The organism is Microbacterium sp. KSW4-4, from assembly GCF_023091185.1.
GTDB classification, from domain to species: Bacteria; Actinomycetota; Actinomycetes; order Actinomycetales; family Microbacteriaceae; genus Microbacterium; species Microbacterium paraoxydans.
The window spans coordinates 481,510-499,832 of record NZ_JAHWXJ010000002.1; the positions used below are offsets into that span (position 1 = coordinate 481,510).

General features: G+C 70.1%; 18 protein-coding genes. 13 read left to right on the forward strand and 5 right to left on the reverse strand.

Going from position 1 to position 18,323, the window contains the following annotated elements; all coding sequences use genetic code 11:
• Positions 1 to 57: 57 nt before the first annotated feature.
• Together KZC57_RS11880 and KZC57_RS11885 are read right to left on the reverse strand one after the other, a co-directional pair.
• Positions 58 to 1,371 (reverse strand): ABC transporter substrate-binding protein, encoded by a 1,314-nt coding sequence (locus KZC57_RS11880; RefSeq protein WP_247641841.1) that lies wholly within the window; start codon positions 1,369 to 1,371, stop codon positions 58 to 60.
• A gap of 290 nt (positions 1,372 to 1,661) precedes the next feature.
• Positions 1,662 to 1,853, reverse strand: a complete 192-nt coding sequence (locus KZC57_RS11885; RefSeq protein WP_025104705.1) for a DUF3073 domain-containing protein — start codon at positions 1,851 to 1,853, stop codon at positions 1,662 to 1,664.
• Between the two features lie 149 nt (positions 1,854 to 2,002).
• Between KZC57_RS11885 and KZC57_RS11890 the strand changes: the two genes are divergently transcribed.
• Positions 2,003 to 2,545 carry a universal stress protein gene (locus KZC57_RS11890; protein WP_060922300.1) on the forward strand — a complete coding sequence of 181 codons (543 nt, stop codon included), beginning with the start codon at positions 2,003 to 2,005 and terminating at the stop codon, positions 2,543 to 2,545.
• A 63-nt stretch (positions 2,546 to 2,608) separates the two neighbouring features.
• Here the strand turns inward: KZC57_RS11890 and KZC57_RS11895 are convergent, their stop codons facing one another.
• Complete coding sequence (locus KZC57_RS11895; RefSeq protein ID WP_060922301.1) at positions 2,609 to 3,235, reverse strand: PadR family transcriptional regulator; 627 nt, start codon at positions 3,233 to 3,235, stop codon at positions 2,609 to 2,611.
• Positions 3,232 to 4,071 carry a DUF4097 family beta strand repeat-containing protein gene (locus KZC57_RS11900; RefSeq protein WP_105949168.1) on the reverse strand — a complete coding sequence of 280 codons (840 nt, stop codon included), beginning with the start codon at positions 4,069 to 4,071 and terminating at the stop codon, positions 3,232 to 3,234. The genes KZC57_RS11895 and KZC57_RS11900 overlap by 4 nt, the downstream gene beginning before the upstream one ends.
• Before the next feature lie 214 nt (positions 4,072 to 4,285).
• Between KZC57_RS11900 and KZC57_RS11905 the strand changes: the two genes are divergently transcribed.
• The 3 genes from KZC57_RS11905 (at position 4,286) to KZC57_RS11915 (ending at position 6,487) form a co-directional block, all read left to right on the forward strand.
• Positions 4,286 to 5,170, forward strand: a complete 885-nt coding sequence (locus KZC57_RS11905; RefSeq protein ID WP_247641842.1) for a MerR family transcriptional regulator — start codon at positions 4,286 to 4,288, stop codon at positions 5,168 to 5,170.
• A gap of 113 nt (positions 5,171 to 5,283) precedes the next feature.
• Positions 5,284 to 5,676 carry a hypothetical protein gene (locus KZC57_RS11910; RefSeq protein ID WP_247641843.1) on the forward strand — a complete coding sequence of 131 codons (393 nt, stop codon included), beginning with the start codon at positions 5,284 to 5,286 and terminating at the stop codon, positions 5,674 to 5,676.
• 4 nt (positions 5,677 to 5,680) lie between these two features.
• Complete coding sequence (locus KZC57_RS11915; RefSeq protein ID WP_105949170.1) at positions 5,681 to 6,487, forward strand: nitroreductase family protein; 807 nt, start codon at positions 5,681 to 5,683, stop codon at positions 6,485 to 6,487.
• A gap of 1 nt (position 6,488) precedes the next feature.
• On the opposite strand, the gene KZC57_RS11920 is transcribed toward KZC57_RS11915, so the two are convergent.
• On the reverse strand, positions 6,489 to 8,018 hold the full coding sequence (locus KZC57_RS11920; RefSeq protein ID WP_247641844.1) for an FAD-dependent oxidoreductase: 1,530 nt from the start codon (positions 8,016 to 8,018) through the stop codon (positions 6,489 to 6,491).
• 87 nt (positions 8,019 to 8,105) lie between these two features.
• Between KZC57_RS11920 and KZC57_RS11925 the strand changes: the two genes are divergently transcribed.
• The 9 genes from KZC57_RS11925 (at position 8,106) to KZC57_RS11965 (ending at position 18,260) form a co-directional block, all read left to right on the forward strand.
• Positions 8,106 to 8,480 (forward strand): CrcB family protein, encoded by a 375-nt coding sequence (locus KZC57_RS11925; RefSeq protein WP_231919565.1) that lies wholly within the window; start codon positions 8,106 to 8,108, stop codon positions 8,478 to 8,480.
• Positions 8,477 to 8,836, forward strand: coding sequence for a CrcB family protein (locus KZC57_RS11930; RefSeq protein ID WP_060922306.1), 360 nt, complete (start codon positions 8,477 to 8,479; stop codon positions 8,834 to 8,836). The genes KZC57_RS11925 and KZC57_RS11930 overlap by 4 nt, the downstream gene beginning before the upstream one ends.
• Positions 8,837 to 8,947: 111 nt before the next feature.
• Entirely contained in the window at positions 8,948 to 10,207 is a 1,260-nt protein-coding gene (locus tag KZC57_RS11935) for a sugar ABC transporter substrate-binding protein (RefSeq protein ID WP_247641845.1), read from the forward strand.
• A 4-nt stretch (positions 10,208 to 10,211) separates the two neighbouring features.
• Complete coding sequence (locus tag KZC57_RS11940) at positions 10,212 to 11,174, forward strand: carbohydrate ABC transporter permease (protein ID WP_060922308.1); 963 nt, start codon at positions 10,212 to 10,214, stop codon at positions 11,172 to 11,174.
• Positions 11,167 to 12,057, forward strand: coding sequence for a carbohydrate ABC transporter permease (locus KZC57_RS11945; RefSeq protein ID WP_025104693.1), 891 nt, complete (start codon positions 11,167 to 11,169; stop codon positions 12,055 to 12,057). The genes KZC57_RS11940 and KZC57_RS11945 overlap by 8 nt, the downstream gene beginning before the upstream one ends.
• Positions 12,058 to 12,060: 3 nt before the next feature.
• Positions 12,061 to 13,116, forward strand: coding sequence for a LacI family DNA-binding transcriptional regulator (locus KZC57_RS11950; protein WP_060922309.1), 1,056 nt, complete (start codon positions 12,061 to 12,063; stop codon positions 13,114 to 13,116).
• Positions 13,117 to 13,156: 40 nt separating this feature from the next.
• Positions 13,157 to 14,353: a Gfo/Idh/MocA family protein gene (locus KZC57_RS11955; protein WP_247641846.1), complete on the forward strand. Its 1,197-nt coding sequence runs from the start codon at positions 13,157 to 13,159 to the stop codon at positions 14,351 to 14,353.
• Positions 14,354 to 14,515: 162 nt separating this feature from the next.
• Complete coding sequence (locus KZC57_RS11960) at positions 14,516 to 15,103, forward strand: TetR/AcrR family transcriptional regulator (protein WP_247641847.1); 588 nt, start codon at positions 14,516 to 14,518, stop codon at positions 15,101 to 15,103.
• A gap of 16 nt (positions 15,104 to 15,119) precedes the next feature.
• Positions 15,120 to 18,260 carry an efflux RND transporter permease subunit gene (locus KZC57_RS11965; RefSeq protein WP_247641848.1) on the forward strand — a complete coding sequence of 1,047 codons (3,141 nt, stop codon included), beginning with the start codon at positions 15,120 to 15,122 and terminating at the stop codon, positions 18,258 to 18,260.
• Positions 18,261 to 18,323 lie beyond the last annotated feature (63 nt).

An 18,323-nucleotide genomic window follows, 5' to 3' on the forward strand; every position in this document is an offset into this window, starting at 1 on the left:
GTGCACGATCGCCCGTGCACTCCGCCGTCGTTCATCCGATGATGCCTTCCGGTCCGGTCATTCCGCGACCGGAAGGCCGAGGTCCTTCAGCGACGCGACGGCCGTGTCCTGCGCCGTCGTGAAGATGTCGGCGACAGTGGCGGTGCCGGCGGCGGCCGCGGCGGCCGTCTCGTTCATGTTCGCCAGCGTCGAGAAGCCGGGGGCGTAGGGGAAGTCGGGGTTGAGGTTCTCGGTGGCGGTCCCGAGCTCGGCGAGCACATCCTGACCGCCGAACTGACGCAGCATCTTCTCGGGCGTCTCCACCTCGCCCTTCGCGGCGACGACGAGGCCCTGGGAGGCGAGGTCGTCGACCTGCGTGTTGAACCAGTCGTTGAACTCCATGGCGGCCTCGGGGTTCTCGCAGCCCTTCATGACCGAGACGCCGGAGCCGCCGTCGGGGCCGGTCATCGCCCCGGCGCCGAAGTCGGGGAGCTGGGCGACGCGCCACTGCCCCTCGGCCGGGGTGCCGTCCAGGGAGTCGAGGAGGAATCCGGCCTCCCACGCCGCGCCGACGTGGCCGATGAGGCTGCCGTCGTTCAGCGCCGCCGTGAAGCCCTCGCCCCAACGCTCGGTCGCGAGCGTCTGCTTGCCGTCGAGCAGGCCCTGCCAGAAGGCGGCGACCCGCTCGGAGCCGGCGCCCTCGGCGTCCACCTTCCACTCCTCGCCCTCCGTGGAGAACCAGGTGTCTCCGGCGGCGGCAGCCTGTCCGGAGAGCCAGTTCTGCGCCTCGTCCGGGGTGAAGGCGGTGACGAACTTGCCGGCGGCGGCGGCCGTGGCGGAGGCGGCGGTCAGGTCGTCGAGCGTCGCCGGGGCGTCGAGGCCGAGCGCGTCGAACTCCGCGGTGTTGTAGAAGTAGACGAGGGGTCCGGTGTCCTGCGGGAGGCCCACGATGGCGTCACCGACCCGCATGCCGCTGAACGCTCCCGCCGAGTAGTGGTCCTCGTACTTCTCGGCCTCCGCGGCGACGTCCTCCAGCAGCCCCTTCACGTAGAGCTGCGGCACCTCGGAGTATCCGGTCTGCGCGAGGCAGGGGCCGTTCCCGGCCTTGATGTCGGTCTCGAGCTTGAGGATCATGTCGCTGGCCTTGCCGTCGAACTTCGTGGCCTTGACCTGGATGTCGGGGTGCTCCTCGTTCCAGCGGTCGACGATCTCCGCGACCGTGGTCATGCCCTCGCCGTCGGGGAGGCGGTGCATGTACTCGATGGTGACGGGCTCACCGCCGGCGTCGCCGCCCCCGGAGGCGGCCGGGGCGCAGGCCGCGAGTCCGAACGCCGACACCGCGCCGAGGGCGACGACCGCGGCGACGCGGGGGGTGCGTGAGGTGGGTGCCATGCTGTTCTCCTCTTTGAGGTCATGTTCCTGCGGATCGCCCGAAGCGGGGACGCGGCGAGGGTGCGCCGTCGATCACATGCACATCAAATCAGAAAATGTTTGCGCTCACAAGACGTGGATCAGCGGTCTGGCGAAGCATTCGGCTCGCGTCGAGGTAGCGCTGACATGCCGGAGGCATCGGGTTCCGGACGGCAGGCGTGATCACGGCAGCGCGCGACGTCGCCCGCCCGCAGCCGCCCGGGAACGACGAAACACCCGCACGAGCCGTGCGGGTGTTTCGAACCGAGGGGCTACGCCTTCTCTAGTTCGTCTTCGTCTTCGTCCGCGTACTCGTCGGCCCACTTGTCGACGTAGGCGTCTTCGTCGGAGTCGCTCGAATGCGCGAGCTCGCGCTCCAGCGCCGAGTAGTTCACCGACGGACTGTACGCCTTGAGTTCGCGGGCGATCTTGGTGTGCTTCGCCTTCTGACGGCCACGGCCCATGCCTGAGACCCCCTCACGAGTTAAGCTGCGGGCAGACGGGCGCCCGAGTCATTCACGACACCGGCTCGAGGCCGGTAAGAGTAGCATTCAGGATAGCACGCGGGGAACAGACCCTGGCCGCGGCCAGGCCGGCGAAGGGAGCGATCTCCATGACCGACAGCACCTCCACTCCGTCCGACGAGGCCACGCAGAACGCCGCTCTGCAGAAGGCCGTGATCGTCGGGATGCAGCTCGACCAGGACCCGCACGTTCTCGATGAGGCCGTCCGCTTCGCCCGGCTGCTGAACGCACCGCTCGTGGTGGCCCACGTCGACATCACGCGCTTCGTCACCTACGAGGATCCGGACGGCTACGTGCACTCCGCTCCCATCGACATCAACTTCGACGCGGGGGCTGCCGAGTTCGAGGCCGTCGAGGCGGCAGCGGCCACGGTGCTCGACGGCAAGGGCGTCACCTGGACGGCACGTCAGCTCGTCGGCGACCCGGCGCTGGCCATCAAGCAGCTCGCGAACAAGCTCGACGCGCAGCTCATCGTCGTCGGTACCCGCAAGCGCGGTATCGGTGAGTCCATCCGGGAGTTCTTCACTGGCTCCGTCGCCGCGCGCCTCGCCCATCGCCAGCACCGCTCCGTGCTCGTCGTCCCCCTGGGGGAGTCCGTGCCGGACGAGCAGAAGGAGATCTGGCCGGAGTGATCCGCACACGACGAGGCCCCGCCGACGGATGTCGACGGGGCCTCGTGCGGTCATGCCAGGGGCTCAGGAGTCCGGCTGACTCAGCGCCACGGTCACGCTGCGGGCGGCCTGATCCAGCGCGTTCTCGAGGTCGGTGACCACCGACGACGGGAGGACGCCGCCCTTGGCGACATGGGTGCGCAGGTCGGTGCGGATGCGGGCGCGGAAGGCGTTCACGACGGCGTCCGCGCGGTGCAGCTCCTCGCGGCTGGTCAGCCGTGCATCGTCGCCCGCGGTGCGCGGCCTGTTCTTCGCTGCCGCCCGGTCGTCCTTGGTGGCTGTCGCCAGGTCGGCGCGAAGACTCTTCATCGCCTCCTGCACGCTCTGGCGCACCTCGTTCGCGATGAGGCGGACGGTGTCGGTGATGCCCGCCTCGATGTCGGCGAGGTCGCTCTGGCGCGAGGCCAGCTCGGCGCGTCCGGCCTCGGTGATCGCATAGATCGTCGTGCGTCCGTCGACGGTCTTGGTGACCAGCCCCTCCTCCTCGAGCTTCGCGAGGCGCGGGTAGATGGTGCCGGCGCTCGGCGTGTACGTGCCACCGGTCCGATCCGTGAGGGACTGGATGATGCCGTAGCCGTGCTGCGGGGACTCCGCGAGCAGCGACAGCAGGTACAGGCGCAGATCGCCGTGGGAGAAGACCGCGGGGCTCATGCTTCCCACTCCGGGTCGTTCTCGATGGTCTGCGGAGCGCGGCGGAGGACCGTCACCCCTCCGGAGACGGAGTTGGCGCGGAGGTCGACGAAGCGTCCCGCGAGCTCGCCGGTGGTGCCGTTGTAGGTGCTCGGGCCGGACGAGCTGCGCTCGACGCCGTCGATGAGGAGACGGCCGCTGAGCGAACGGATGACGTAGTTCGCCGCGAGGGACTCGTCGAGCCGCACCGTGGTGCCGCCGGAGACCGAGTTCACGGTGATCGTGTTGACGTCGCCCGCCGCGTCCACCAGTGTCGCGCCGGAGACGATGTCGACCGTGGCCTTGCGGATGGCGCCCGTGACGGCCACGTCGCCGGAGACGCTGTTGGCGCTGAGCGAGCCGGTGAGGTTGCGGATCTGCACGTCGCCGGAGACCGAGTTCACGCTGAGGTCGCCGATGAGGGTGTCGACGATGATGTCGCCGGACACGGTGTTGAGACGCGTGTCGTTGCGGATGCCGGACACGAGGGCGCCGGCGCTCACGACGCCGAGGGTCAGGGCGATCCCGCGCGGGACGGCCACGCTCACCTCGGCGCGCGGACCGCCGGAGCCGAAGTTACGGAACACCTCCAGGAAGTTGTCCCAGCCGAGCTGCGGGTGGTCGATCTCGACCTCGCCGTCGCGGGACTCGATCCGGAGGTCCTTCGTGGTGACGCCGTGCACTTCGATCCTGATGCCGGGTTCGTCGTGGGCGATGACGTCGACCTGTCCGCCGACGAGGCCCACCTTGAGCCGGGTCGCGGAGGCGATGTCGATGACGCGTTCCTCGCCGGGGGCGATGAGCCACTTCTCGGTCATGTCTGCTTCTCCTGTGTCGAGGGATTCACGATATATCGTGTTGCCGTCACGATAACACGATATATCTCGATCTGGACACCCGCCTTCGCTTCGAATCGCCTGATTGGTCCCATTTCGGCCGGGAATCGAGCCAATCAAGCGATTCGAGCGGGGTTGACCTTGACGTAACGGCAACTTCTACGGTGGAGGGGAACGACACGGAAGGGTGGGCGGGATGGACGAGAAGGACTGGTCGATCCAGGAGATCGCGCGACTGGCGGGGACGACGAGCCGCACGCTGCGGCACTACGACGACATCGGGCTGCTGCCTCCGTCGCGCATCGCGGCCAATGGCTATCGGCACTACGACGCGGCGTCGCTCGTGCGGTTGCAGCGGATCCTCCTGCTGCGGGAGCTCGGGCTCGGGCTGCCGCAGATCGCGGAGGTGCTGGGCCCTTCGACAGGCTCAGGGACCCAGGGCGGGGGCTCAGGGACCCAGGTCCGCGGCTCCGGGACCCAGGGCGGGGGCTCAGGGACCCAAGGTGGGGGCTCGGCGGCGGAGGCGTCGGCGCTCGAGACGCATCTCGCGCTGCTGCGCGAGGAGCAGACCAGGCTGGCGCGGCAGATCGCGTCGGTCGAGTCCACCATCACGGCATTGAGAGGAGGTGAGAACCTCATGGCAGAGAACATGTTCGACGGCTTCGACCACACGCAGTACAAGCAGGAGGTCGAGGACCGCTGGGGGAAGAAGGCCTACGCCGACAGCGACCGCTGGTGGCGCGGGATGAGCGACGCCGAGCGTGCCGAGTGGCAGCAGCGCGTGTCCGACCTCGGACGCGACTGGATCGCCGCGGCGGAGAGCGGTATCGATCCCGCGTCCGCCGAGGCGCAGGAGCTCGCGCGCCGTCACGTGGCCTGGCTCACGGGCATCCCGGGCACTCCCGCCGCCGCGCTCCGGCAGGGACCGGACGCGGATGCCAAGGCCTACGTCATCGGCCTCGGCGAGATGTACGTCGCAGACCCGCGCTTCGGCGCGAACTACGCGACGTCCGCGGGCGGCACCCATGGCGCGGAGTTCGTCCGCGACGCGCTCCGCATCTACGCGGAAGCCTCCCTCTGATCCGTCGAGCCACCCCCTTGCATGCGACCCACCCCGCTGCGGTCGTACTCAAGGGGGTGGCTCGCACGCAAGGGGGTGGATCGGGGGAGGAGGGGAGGGCGTAGGGTCGTGCCATGACGGGGCAAGCGCGACGGGCACGACGGGGGCGCGACGAACGCCCCGCGTCCGGAGCCTTCGCGGCGGCGGCGACGGCCTATGCGGCGAACTGCGCCCTCGGCGCCGCGGTGGCGGCGCGGCTCATCGACACGCGTCGTTTCCGCTGGGTGCACCACGCCCTCTACATCCTCACCTGCGCGACGACCGGACTCGCCGTCGTCGCCGGTCTCGCCACCCGCACGCCGCGCAGCCATCGCGCCGCCCTGGCCCTCCTCCCCGCCGCCGTCCCCCTGGCCGCGATCCCCTACGCCGGGACGCACACCCGGCGGCACCCGCTCGTCGCCGTCACGGCGGCGCCCTTCGTCCTCGCGGGCCTCGTGGTCTCGCGCCTCCCCTCCGACCGGAAGTGACCGCATGGAACTGCTCGACGCCATCCGCCGCCGCAAGACCACGAACGGGGCCTTCCTGCCCGACCCCGTCTCCGAGGAGCACCAGCGCATCCTCCTGGAAGCGGCCGGGCGCGCGCCCTCGCAGCTCAACAGCCAGCCCTGGCGCTTCGTGGTGATCGAGAACAGGGACACGATCGACGAGATCGCGCGCATCTCCGGCGAGAGCATGACGGAGGCCATGTCGAACGGCACGTTCTTCGAGCGGTACAAGCCGTACTTCCGCTTCAGCCAGGAGGAGATGGAGGAGAAGCGCAGCGGCATGCTGTTCGACAAGCTCCCCGCGCCGCTTCGGCCCTTCACATCCCAGGTGTTCACCAAGCGCGGCCAGACGCTCATGAACACGTTCGGCGTGCCGAAGACGCTGGGTTCGGAGAACCGGAAGCTCGTGGCCGGATCGCCGCTGCTCCTGGGGGTCATGCTCGACCGCAGCGAGTACCGGCCCGGGCAGCTGTCGTCGTTCTACTCCGTGTTCAGCATGGGGGCGGCCATGGAGAACGTCTGGCTGACCACGGTCGAGCTGGGCATGGGCATCCAGTTCATCTCGTTCCCGATGGAGGTGCCGGGGCGCTGGGACGAGATCGTGCGGCTGCTGCGGGTGCCCGACGACCTGGAGCTCATGGCCGTGTACCGGCTGGGCTACCTGCCGCCCGAGCAGCGCCGCCCGGCGATCGACTGGTCGAGCAGTCAGCGCAAGCTCGTGTCGCAGTACGTGTTCCGCGAGGACTGCGACAGCCCGCAGCAGGGATGGGACGCTCCGCCGCCGCGGACCTGAGTCAGGAGCCCCCGACCGTCCGCGGCACCTCAGGGAGATCGTTCAGCGCCGGTCCCTCGATGCGTGTGCCGTCCGCGGCGAACCGCGACGCGTGCAGCGGGCAGTCCCACGTGCACTCGGCGTCGTTCCAGTCGAGGATGCCGCCGAGGTGCGGGCACACCGCGCTGACGGCCCTGGTCACGCCGTCGACCGTGGAGATGGCGACCGGGCGACCGCCGCGATTCGCCACGACGCCTTCGCCCTCCGCGGGCTGCGGAACCGGGACCGGCGTGGTCTCGGCCTCGACCCAGCCTTTCGTGGCGGCGGCGGCCACCTTCGCGCCCTCGACGGCGCCGCGCGCGAGATCGGCGGGGACGGTGAGTCGGGTGCCGAGGCGCAGCATCCAGGACGGACGCTCGCTGCGCTTCGTCCCGATGATCTCCTCCGTGAGCCGCAGGGCCGCGGCGGGCGCGTTCGACAGCCCCCATTTCGCATATCCGGTGGCGATGCGGATGCGCCCGAGGCCGCGCGGCAGCGCGCCGACGAACGGGATGAGGTTGTGTGACTGGTAGTCCTGCGCAGACCAGCGGTGCGTCTCCTCCGCATCCGGGAAGTGCAGGCGGGTCCAGTCCACCAGGTCGTCGATCGCCGCGGTCTCGCCGTCCGAGCGGCCGACCGGATGCCCGTTGCCGCCGACCACGAGCTGTGCGGTGTCGGCGGGGCCGTCGGCGGCGGACACCGGCCGGACGGACCGCGTCGGGCCGTCGGCCGAGATGAACGAACCCTCCGGCACCCCGCCGGAGACCCGGAACGAGACGCAGTACGACCGCATCCCGGCGACCTTGGAGAAGTACAGGCCCCGGTCGAGGATCGGGGTCCCCGTCGCGAGGACGATGTGCTCGGCGAACATCGGGCCCGCCGTGGTCTCCACCCGGGGCTCCGGGAGGGCGTGCGCGCCGGTCACGCGGACGCCGGTGTGCAGCGTGCCGCCGCCCGCGAGGAACTCCTTCGCGAGCGCGTCGGCGACGGCGACCGGGTCGATCGTCACCTGCGAATCGAGGGCGACCGCGCCCGCGACGGGGAACGGCGTCGACAACTCGCCCGCGGTGAGCAGCCGCGTCGGCAGTCCCGCCTCCCGCGCGGCGGCATGTTGGGCTCTCACCGCCTCGAGCCCGTCCGGACCCTGGGCATAGGTGTGGTCGGTCCGCTCGGTGTAGCTCAGGCCGGCGGTGTCGGCGAAACCGGTGAGCCACTCCATGCCGGCCCGGTTGGCGTCGACGTACGCCTGGACGAGCGCCGCCGGATGGTGCTTCCGGATGGTGGCGAGCTGCTGCCCCTGGAGGAGCGAGAGCTTGCCCGTGTTGCCGCCCGTCGACAGCTCCGCCACATCCCCCGCGTCCACGACCACGACGTCGAGTCCGGCGCGGGTCAGGAGCACCGCGGTCGAGAGCCCGGTCAGGCCCGCCCCCACGATCAGCACGTCGTGCTGCGCGCCGGGATCGAAGGGAGTGCCGTGGGGTGCGTCCTGGTCGACCTTCCAGAGGGGCTTCATGCCGACAGTCAACGCCTGTCCCCGCCCCCACCCCAACGCCTTGACATCCGACGGTCGCGCTGTCATACGGCGACTACAGTGGCGAGCGTGAGTCTCCGTCGTGTCCTGCTCGTCGCGCTCGGCGGCACGCTCGGGACGGCGGCGCGGCTGGGCCTCGGACTCCTCGTGGACGATCCCGGCGGTTTCCCCCTCGCGGTGCTGCTGGCCAACGTGCTGGGCGCCCTGCTCATCGGGGTCGTGGCGGCGCGGCTCCCGGCCTCGGCGGAGCTGCGGCTGCTGCTGGGCACCGGCGTCCTCGGCGGCTTCACGACCTACAGCGCCTTCATGACCGGCACGCTGGCCCTGTGGGGGTCGGCACCGCTCCTCGCTGCGGCGTATGCCGCAGGCAGCCTCGTCCTCGGTCTCCTCGCGGCAGCCGTGGGGCTCCGGGTGGGACGCCCGCGCCGGGGAGGGGCCGCGTGAGTCCGCTGCTGTTCCTCGCCGCCGCGCTCGCCGGGGGCGTCGGCGCCGTCCTGCGCTATCTCGTCGATGTCGGAGTCGCCCGGCTCGTCGGCCGTCGGTTCCCGTGGGGGATCCTCGTCGTCAACCTCACCGGCTCCTTCGCGCTGGGGCTCGTGACGACGGCGCTGCCGGAGGCGGCGTTCGTGCTCGGGGCCGGTCTGCTCGGCGGCTACACGACCTTCAGCACCGCGATGCTCGACGCGGTCGCGCTGTGGCGGGACGGCGAACGCGGCGCCGCCGTGTTCGACGCGGTCGGCATGCTCGTGCTCGGTCTCCTCGCCGCGGGACTGGGGCTGGCGCTGGGGGCTGCGCTCTAAACGACGCTTGCGCAGAGCCCTCAGCGCGCGCTACTCTCGCTGCTAATCGTTTAACGCTAAACGGTTAACATCGCGCACCGCCTTCTCGTGCACCCGTCAAAGGAGACCTCGATGCCCCGCACCTCCCGCCGCGCCTTGGGCGCCCTCGCCGCCTCCGCGGCCGCCGTCCTGGCACTCTCCGCCTGCTCTTCCTCCGCCACCGGGGAGTCGGGCGGCGACATCACCCTCAGTTACGCGATCTGGGACGAGAATCAGAAGCCCGCGATGGAGGACATCGCCGCCGCGTACACCGAGGAGCACCCGAACGTCTCGATCGAGATCCAGGTCACGCCGTACAAGGAGTACTTCACCAAGCTCCAGACCGCGGTGACGGGCGGCTCGGCCGCCGACGTGTTCTGGATGAACGGCCCGAACTTCCAGCTCTACGCCTCGAACGGACAGCTCGCCCCGCTCGACGATGTGGACGCCGCCGACTACCCTCAGGGGCTCGTCGACCTCTACACCTACGACGACGCGCTCTACGGCGCCCCCAAGGACTTCGACACCGTCGCGCTCTGGTACAACAAGGCGCTGTTCGACGCCGCGGGGGTGGAGTACCCGAGCGCGGGCTGGACCTGGGACGACTTCCGTTCCGCGGCCGCGAAGCTGACCGACCCCGCGAAGGGCCAGTTCGGCGTCGCCGCCAGCCAGTACGGCCAGGAGAACTTCTACAACTCCATCGCGCAGGCCGGCGGCGAGGTCATCTCCGCGGACGGCACCGAGAGCGGATACGGCTCCCCCGAGGCTCTCGAGGGCATCGAGCTGTGGACCGACCTCATCGCCGACGGCTCCTCGCCCACGGCGCAGCAGATGACGGACACGAACCCGGAGGACTTCTTCCTGTCGGGCAAGGTCGCCATGTTCCAGAACGGCTCCTGGGCCGCCATCGCCTACGCGGACAACGCGGACATCGGCGGCAGCGTCGACGTGGCCCCGCTGCCGGCGGGTCCGGAGGGCAACCAGAGCGTGATCCACGGCGTCGGGAACGTCGCGAACGCCAAGAGCGCGCACGTGGAGGAGGCCAAGGACTTCGCCGCCTTCGCCAGCGGCGAGCAGGCCGCGAAGATCCAGGCCGAGACCGGCACCGTGATCCCCGCCTACAACGGCACGCAGCAGGCGTGGGTCGACGCCCTCCCGCAGTACGACCTGCAGGTCTACATCGACGCGCTGGAGACGGCGGTCCCGTACCCCGTGTCGAAGAACACCTCCGCGTGGACGAGCATCGAGAGCGAGGTGCTGTCCCAGGTGTGGTCCGGAGCAGTGGCCCCGACGGACGGCCTGCAGGACCTCGCCGCGCAGATGCAGACCGCGCTGGACGCCGAGCAGGAGTGACCGCATGACCGTCCTCGCGCCTCGCGCGGTCGCCCCCGCCGCCGGACGGACCCCGGAGGCCCCGCCCTCCGGGGGCCGTCGGCGACGCCGTACCCCCGGTGCCTCGCCGTGGTGGGCCCTGGTGTTCCTCGGGCCCACCGCCCTGGGCTTGGCCGTGTTCTACCTGTGGCCGACCGTGCGCACGCTCATCATCTCCTTCACGAAGTCGGGGCCGTTCGGCGGTGCGGAGTGGATCGGGTTCGAGAACTACGTGCGCCTGTTCCAGGACCCGGAGCTCCTCGGCGCCCTCCGCAACACCGCGGTCTACACGGTGATCGCGCTGATCGGCATCCCCCTCGCGGTCGGGATCGCCGCGCTGCTGAACACCACCGGCCTCAAAGGCCGCAGCGCCTACCGCACCCTCTACTTCATCCCCGTCGTCACCATGCCCGCGGCGATCGCGCTCGTCTGGCGCATGATCTACAACGGCGATTACGGTGTGCTGAACGCGGCCCTCGGTGCGGTCGGCATCGAGGGGCGGAGCTGGCTGACCGACCCGAACACCGCGCTGATCGCGATCGCCGTCGTCGGCATCTGGGCCGGCCTCGGGACCAACATCGTCATCTTCCTCGCCGGGCTCCAGGGCATCCCGGACACGATCATGGAGGCGGCCGACCTCGACGGGGCGGGCCCCGTGCGCAAGTTCTTCTCCATCACGATCCCGCTGCTGTCGCCCTCGATCTTCTTCGTCAGCGTCATCAGCGTGATCGGGGCGCTGCAGGTGTTCGACCTCATCTACATGATGCTCGGCCGCAGCAACCCCGCGATGCCGAACACCCGGACGGTCGTCTACCTGTTCTACGAAGCGGGTTTCCTCGACAACGACCGCGGCTACGCCGCCGCCGTCGCCTTCCTCCTGCTGCTGATCATCCTCGTCCTGACGATCGTGCAGTTCCGGCTGCAGAAGAAGTGGGTGCACTATGAGTGACGTCTCCCTCGACACCCGTGCGGTCGTCGGTGCCGCCCCCGCACGATCGCGGAGGGCGGGCACCCCCCGGAACCGCGGACTGTGGATCGTGCACGTCGTGCTCATCGTCGGCGCCGCGCTCATGGTGTTCCCGTTCGTCTGGCAGCTGCTGACTTCGTTCAAGACGCTGTCGGACTCGGTGCAGGTGCCGCCGTCGTTCCTCCCGCGCGAGTGGGTGTTCACCAACTTCGCCGAGGTCTTCGACTCGATGCCGTTCGGGCAGATGTTCCTGAACTCCGTGCTCCTCACCGTCGGGCGCACGGTCGGGCAGGTCGCCCTGTGCACCATGGCGGGCTACGCGTTCGCGCGCATCGCCTTCCCCGGCCGGAACGCCCTGTTCGTCGTGTTCCTCTCAGTGCTCATGGTGCCCTCGCAGCTCTACCTGCTGCCGCAGTACGAGATCATCCAGGCGCTCGGCTGGCTGAACACGCTGCAGGCGCTCATCGTGCCCGGCATCTTCAGCGCCTTCGGGACCTTCCTGATGCGGCAGTTCTTCCTCTCGATGCCGGCCGAGCTGGAGGAGGCGGCGCGCATCGACGGGGCGAATCCGTGGCAGACCTTCTGGCGGATCATGGTTCCGCTCGCGAAGCCTGGCATCATCGCACTTGTGGTGTTCACTGTGCTGTGGTCCTGGAACGATCTGCTGTGGCCGCTGATCGTGACGACCGATCCGGCGAAGATGCCGCTGTCGGTCGGGCTCTCGCAGCTCGTCGGCATCCACGGCACCGACTACCCCGTGCTCATGGCGGGTGCCCTGCTGGCGACCCTGCCCATGCTGGTGACGTTCATGATCCTGCAGCGGCAGTTCATCCAGGGCATCGCGTTCAGCGGGACGAAGGGCTGAGACATGGCACAGCGTGAGCACGCCCCGAGCCGCCGCCCGACCCTGCGGATGGTGGCGGAACGTGCCGGAGTGTCGACCGCGACCGTCTCGTACGTGTTCTCCGGGCGGGCAGGCGCGAGCGGCGCGGGCGTGGCCGAGGCCACCGCGGCGCGGGTGCTCGCGGCGGCGGACGAGCTGAACTACCGGCCGAACACGGCGGCCAGGGCGATCCGCACCGGCCGCAGCGGCATGGTGCAGCTCTCCCTGCACATGCTGAGCGATCCGTGGTCGCTGGCGGTGGCGGACGCCGTGAACGCCGAGGCGAACCGGCACGGACTCACGACGCTGATCCTCGCCGACGGCGACTGGCACGCGGCCCTCGACCGTGTCGAGAGTGACGTGGCGTACCTCGACGGCGTCGGCCTGGACGAGGAGGACGCCCGACGGCTGGGCGACCTCGTCAAGCGCGGCCAGCGGCTCGTGGTGTTCTCGGAGCATCTGGAGCCGGACGGCTTCGACGTCATCCGCTCGGACGCGATCCCGGGGTGCGAACTCGCGATGGATCACCTGCTGGAGCGGCACACGGCCATCGGCTGCATCGCCGCGGAGGGTGCCGTCCGCCTCGCGGGAACCCAGGTCACGCGCTACACGCCGTACGTCGAGAAGCTCGCGGCGGCCGGCATCTCCCCGGATCCGGCGTGGACCGTGACCTATGCGGAGACCCAGGCCAGCGCCTTCACCGCCGCGATCGAGCTGCTGTCGCAGGAGAACCGCCCGGACGCCGTGTACGCGACGACCGACTTCGCCGCGATCGCCGCGATCAACGCCGCGCACATGCTCGGGCTCCGCGTCCCGCACGACGTCGCGGTGATCGGCGTCGGCAACACGCCGGACGCGCGGCTCATCGCGCCCACCCTCACCACCGTCGGCCCCACGGACTTCTACGAGCGTCAGGCGCGCATCATCGTCGAGAAGGCGCTCGAGAACGAGCCCTCACCCGGCGCGCTGCACGAGTTCCCCTGGGCTCTCGTGCCCGGAGGGTCGACCGACCTCGACGCCCCGGCCTCCCGCGGCCGCTGAGCCCCCCTCCTTTCTCCCCCTCTGTCACGAAGGACTTCTGTTGGACCTCCACATCGGCATCATCGGCTTCGGCGCGCGCTCCACTCTCCAGGAGGAGGTGCACCGGCCGGGCCACGGTTCCCGCATCACGGCCGTCTGCGACCTCGCCTCGCGCGCTCGCGAGGACGCCAGGGCGCTCGTCCCCGACGCGCTCATCACCGACTCCCTCGACGAGCTGCTCGCATCCGGTGTCGACGCGGTCATGGTGCTGACCCCGGACGACACGCACGCCGCCCTGACCATCCGGGCGCTGGAGGCCGGGGTACCCGTCTTCTGCGAGAAGCCCCTCGCGATCGATCTGGCCGACGCCGACCGCATGCTGGAGACCGCGCGACGCACCGGCACCCGGCTCTACATCGGGCACAACATGCGGCACATGCCCGTGATCACCCTCATGCGCGGGCTCATCCAGGACGGGCGCATCGGGCAGGTGAAGGCCGTGTGGGTGCGGCACTTCGTGGGGCACGGCGGCGACTTCTACTTCAAGGACTGGCACGCCGACCGGAGCCGCACCACCGGACTCCTCCTGCAGAAGGGGGCGCACGATCTCGACATCATCCACTGGCTGGCCGGCGCGTACACCGAGCAGGTGGCGGCGATGGGCGGCCTGAGCGTCTACGGCGACATCACCGACCGGCGGGACCGCACGGGGGAGCGGATGCCCGACTGGTTCAGCATGGACAACTGGCCGCCGACCGCGCTCACGGGACTCCACCCCGTCGTCGACGTCGAGGACATCTCGATGGTGAACCTGAGGCTCGAGGGCGGGATCTTCGCCTCGTACCAGCAGTGCCACTTCACCCCGGACTACTGGCGGAACTACACCGTGATCGGCACCGAGGGGCGCATGGAGAACTTCGGCGACGTGGCCGGCAGCGAGGTGAGGTTGTGGAACCGTCGGCACGCCGGAGCGGCCGACGCGGACGAGGTGTTCATCGTCCCCGAGGTGCCCGACGCCGGACACGACGGTGCCGACGCGCTGCTCGTGGCCGAGTTCCTGCGGTTCGTGCGGCATGGCGGGCTCACAGCGACCTCGCCCGTCGCAGCGCGGGAGGCCGTGGCCGCCGGGATCCTCGCGACCGCGTCCCTCCGCGGCGACGGCTCCGCGATCTCCGTCCCCCCGCTCGACCCCGATCTCGTCGCCTACTTCGAGCGCGGCCAGACCCCCTCCTCCACCCCTTCCTCCTCCGCCGCCTGACCCACCGGCAGGGGAGTGCAATAGGGCACCCGAACCGCGGCTCCCAGGCACGTTTCTGATCCCGCAGCGCGGCGGGGAAGGAGAAGAGGGGCGGGGCTCTCAGGGAGTTCACACCGGAGCGAATGTACAAACGTACATGTACGGATGTCCAGGGGGTGTGTGATGGCGGAGAGCGCGCGTCGGCGGCGTGACCCCGAAGCGCGCCGCCGGGAGATCGTCGCCGCGACCGCCGAGCTGATCGTCGAGGTCGGGGCCGACGCCATCACGCACCGCATGGTCGCCGCCCGCGCCGGAGTGCCGCTCGGCGCGACCACCCAGTACTTCGACACCCTCGACGACCTGCGCAGCGCCGCCTTCCGTGCCCTCGCGGACGAGATCGAATGCCGGCTCGACGGAGTGCGGCAGACCCTCGCCGAACGCGGAGCCGGGGCCGACGTCATCGCCGCGCTCGTCCACGACAGCATCCACGACGGACACGCGGTGCAGGCGGATCGCGCCGTCGTCACGGCAGCCGTCCACGATCCGCGGCTGCGCGCGCTCGCGCGCCACCTGTCCGACCGCCTTGTCGACCTCCTGGAGCCGACCTATGGCGCCGACCGGGCCCGAGCGGCGATGATCTTCATCGACGGCGTCATGTGGAGCACGCAGATCCGCGACGTCGATCTCGAACAGTCCTTCCTCGAATCCGCACTGGCGCGGATCCTCGGAGAACCTCTCTCCCTCCCATCCGCAGCGACCGCCACCCCCTGACACCGAGGACCCCGCCTTGTCGAAACTCGCCATCCTCAGCCTGAAGAACCGCGCCCTCATCGCGCTCGTGACGATCGTCGCCGCGGTGTTCGGCGGGCTCGCGTTGACCAACCTCAAGCAGGAACTCATCCCGTCGCTCGAGCTGCCGGCGCTCGTGGTCATGACCACCTACCCCGGCGCCTCGCCCGAGGTGGTCGAGAACGACGTCTCGACGCCGATCGAGTCGGCCATCCAGGGGGTTCCCGACCTGGAGTCGACCACCGCGACGAGCACGACCAATGCGTCCATCGTGCAGGCGATGTTCTCGTACGGCACGAACCTCGCGACCGCAGAGCAGAAGATCCAGCAGGCGATCAACCGCATCTCCTCGCAGCTGCCGGAGGACGTCACGCCGCAGGTGCTCTCGGTCTCGATCGACGACTTCCCGGTGATCCAGGTGGCGGTCACCGGCTTCGACGACGCGGACAACGCCCAGGCCCAGCTCGAGAGCGTCGCGATCCCCGATCTGGAGGACGTCGACGGGGTGAACGCGGCCGAGATCGTCGGCGGCGTCGGACAGCGCATCACCATCACCCCCGACCTCGCGAAGCTCGCCGCCGCCGGACAGAGCAGCGAGGCGATCAGCACGGCACTCCAGCAGAACGGCACCCTGTTCCCCGGCGGCGAGATCACCGAGGACGACGAGACCCTCACGGTGCAGACCGGAGCGAAGATCACCTCGGTCGACGAGATCGCCGCCCTGCCGCTCGTCGGCACCGCGGTCACCATCGGCGACGTCGCGACGGTGGAGCAGGTGTCCGACCCGGTGACCTCGATCTCCCGCGTCGACGGCGAGGACGCCCTGTCGATCTCCATCACGAAGCTCCCCGCCGCCAACACGGTCGAGGTGTCGCAGGGGGTCATCGCGGCCCTCGACGAGATCGGGGAGGCGCTTCCGGACGCGGAGTTCACGGTCGTGTTCGACCAGGCGCCGTTCATCGTGCAGTCCATCGACACCCTCGCCACGGAGGGTCTGCTCGGCCTCGTGATGGCCGTGCTCGTGATCCTCGTGTTCCTCATGTCGGTGCGCTCGACCCTGGTCACCGCGATCTCGATCCCGACCTCGGTCCTCATCACCTTCATCGGGCTGCAGGCCTTCGGCTACTCCCTCAACGTGCTGACCCTCGGGGCGCTCACGATCGCGATCGGCCGCGTGGTCGACGACTCCATCGTGGTGATCGAGAACATCAAGCGCCACTACGTGGGCGACGCGGACAAGGGCGATGCGATCCGTCTCGCCGTGCGCGAGGTCGCCGCCGCCATCACCGCCTCGACCATCACGACGGTGGCGGTGTTCCTGCCGATCGTGTTCGTCGGCGACATGGTGGGCGAGCTGTTCCGTCCGTTCGCGATGACCGTCACGATCGCCATGGTCGCGTCGCTCTTCGTGGCGCTGACGATCGTCCCGGTGCTCGCGTACTGGTTCCTCAAGCCCGGCAAGCCGCTCCTCGACGACCAGGGGAACGCGATCGACCCGGAGGACCCGGCCGCCCCGCCGACGAGGCTGCAGCGCGGCTACCGCCCCATCCTCGGCTGGACGCTGAAGCACTCGGGCATCACGGTCGCGCTCGCGGTGGTGGTCCTCGCCGGGACGCTCGCCGCCGCCCCGCTGATGAAGGTGAACTTCCTCAGCGACTCCGGTCAGAACACCATGACCGTGACGCAGGACCTCGGTCCGACGGCGAGCCTGCAGGCGAAGTCCGACGCCGCCGTCCCCGTCGAGGAGGCCCTCCTCGACATCGACGGCATCGAGCACGTGCAGGCCTCCATCGGGTCGAGCGGCTCCGCGCTGCGCGACGCGTTCTCCGGCGGTGCGGGTATCACCTACTCCGTGCTCACCGACGGCGACGCCGACCAGGAGAAGCTGCGCGCCGAGGTGCAGGACGCGATCGACGGTCTCGGCGACGAGGTCGGCGAGGTCACCGTCGCGGCCTCCGCCGGCTTCGGCTCCAGCGACATCGAGATCACCGTGTCGGCCGCGAGCGGTGACGACCTCGCCACCGCCACCTCCGCCGTGGTGGACGAGCTCGACGGCCGCGAGGGCATCGGGCAGGTCACGGACAACCTCGCCGAGGCGCTGCCGTACATCGCCGTGGTCGTGGACCGCGAGGCCGCCGCCCAGGTCGGGCTGTCCGAGGTCGCCGTCGGATCGATCGTGTCGAACACGATGCGTCCGCAGCAGATCGGCTCGGTCGAGATCGACGACACCGCGCTCACCGTGTACCTCGTCAACCCCGAGCCGCCGACGACCGTCGCCGCCCTTCAGCAGCTCGCGATCCCCACTGCGGCGGGCATCGTGCCGCTGCAGGACATCGCGACCGTCGAGCAGCGCAACGGTCCGACCTCGATCACCACCGAGCAGGGACGGCGCACCGCGACCGTCACCGTGCCGCCCGCCTCGGACAACCTCGCGGTCGCCACCCAGTCGGTCACCGAGGCGCTCGCCGCGGCGGACCTGCCGGACGGCGCCTCGGCCGAGGTCGGCGGCGTCGCCTCGCAGCAGGCCGATTCGTTCGCGCAGCTCGGCCTGGCCATGCTCGCCGCGATCCTCATCGTGTACGTGGTGATGGTGGCGACGTTCAAGTCGCTGCGTCAGCCGCTGCTGCTGCTGATCTCGGTGCCGTTCGCGGCGACCGGCGCCATCCTGCTGCAGATCATCACGGGCGTGCCGCTCGGCGTGGCCTCGCTGATCGGCGTGCTGATGCTCATCGGCATCGTGGTGACGAACGCGATCGTGCTCGTCGACCTCGTCAACCAGTACCGGGAGAAGGGGCTGTCGACCGCGGAGGCGGTGATGGCGGGAGGGGAGAAGCGTCTGCGTCCGATCCTCATGACCGCGCTCGCCACGATCCTCGCCCTCACCCCGATGGCGCTCGGGATCACCGGGCACGGCGGCTTCATCTCGCAGCCGCTGGCGATCGTGGTGATCGGCGGGCTCGTCTCCTCCACCGTGCTGACGCTCATCGTGCTGCCGACCCTGTACAACCTCGTCGAGGGGGCGCGGGAGCGCCGCCGGGCGCGCAAGGACGACCCGCAGGCGGACGCGGGACCCGTCCCGGTGCACGCGGACGGCACTCCGGTCAGCCGGCGCGAGCTGCGCGAGAACCACGGCGAGTAGCCGCGCGTTCACAACTCAGGAGAAAGGCCCCGGTCCCGTCCGTAGGACGAGGATCGGGGCCTT

What these genes read in the sequence shown, in the direction of transcription:
- KZC57_RS11950 (WP_060922309.1), top strand. Translation starts at nt 12,061, where the DNA reads ATGGCACAGCGTGAGCACGCCCCGAGCCGCCGCCCGACCCTGCGGATG.
- KZC57_RS11900 (WP_105949168.1), bottom strand. Translation starts at nt 4,071, where the DNA reads ATGACCGAGAAGTGGCTCATCGCCCCCGGCGAGGAACGCGTCATCGAC.
- KZC57_RS11940 (WP_060922308.1), top strand. Translation starts at nt 10,212, where the DNA reads ATGACCGTCCTCGCGCCTCGCGCGGTCGCCCCCGCCGCCGGACGGACC.
- KZC57_RS11895 (WP_060922301.1), bottom strand. Translation starts at nt 3,235, where the DNA reads ATGAGCCCCGCGGTCTTCTCCCACGGCGATCTGCGCCTGTACCTGCTG.
- KZC57_RS11935 (WP_247641845.1), top strand. Translation starts at nt 8,948, where the DNA reads ATGCCCCGCACCTCCCGCCGCGCCTTGGGCGCCCTCGCCGCCTCCGCG.
- KZC57_RS11915 (WP_105949170.1), top strand. Translation starts at nt 5,681, where the DNA reads ATGGAACTGCTCGACGCCATCCGCCGCCGCAAGACCACGAACGGGGCC.
- KZC57_RS11905 (WP_247641842.1), top strand. Translation starts at nt 4,286, where the DNA reads ATGGACGAGAAGGACTGGTCGATCCAGGAGATCGCGCGACTGGCGGGG.
- KZC57_RS11960 (WP_247641847.1), top strand. Translation starts at nt 14,516, where the DNA reads ATGGCGGAGAGCGCGCGTCGGCGGCGTGACCCCGAAGCGCGCCGCCGG.
- KZC57_RS11945 (WP_025104693.1), top strand. Translation starts at nt 11,167, where the DNA reads ATGAGTGACGTCTCCCTCGACACCCGTGCGGTCGTCGGTGCCGCCCCC.
- KZC57_RS11910 (WP_247641843.1), top strand. Translation starts at nt 5,284, where the DNA reads ATGACGGGGCAAGCGCGACGGGCACGACGGGGGCGCGACGAACGCCCC.
- KZC57_RS11890 (WP_060922300.1), top strand. Translation starts at nt 2,003, where the DNA reads ATGACCGACAGCACCTCCACTCCGTCCGACGAGGCCACGCAGAACGCC.
- KZC57_RS11885 (WP_025104705.1), bottom strand. Translation starts at nt 1,853, where the DNA reads ATGGGCCGTGGCCGTCAGAAGGCGAAGCACACCAAGATCGCCCGCGAA.
- KZC57_RS11920 (WP_247641844.1), bottom strand. Translation starts at nt 8,018, where the DNA reads ATGAAGCCCCTCTGGAAGGTCGACCAGGACGCACCCCACGGCACTCCC.
- KZC57_RS11880 (WP_247641841.1), bottom strand. Translation starts at nt 1,371, where the DNA reads ATGGCACCCACCTCACGCACCCCCCGCGTCGCCGCGGTCGTCGCCCTC.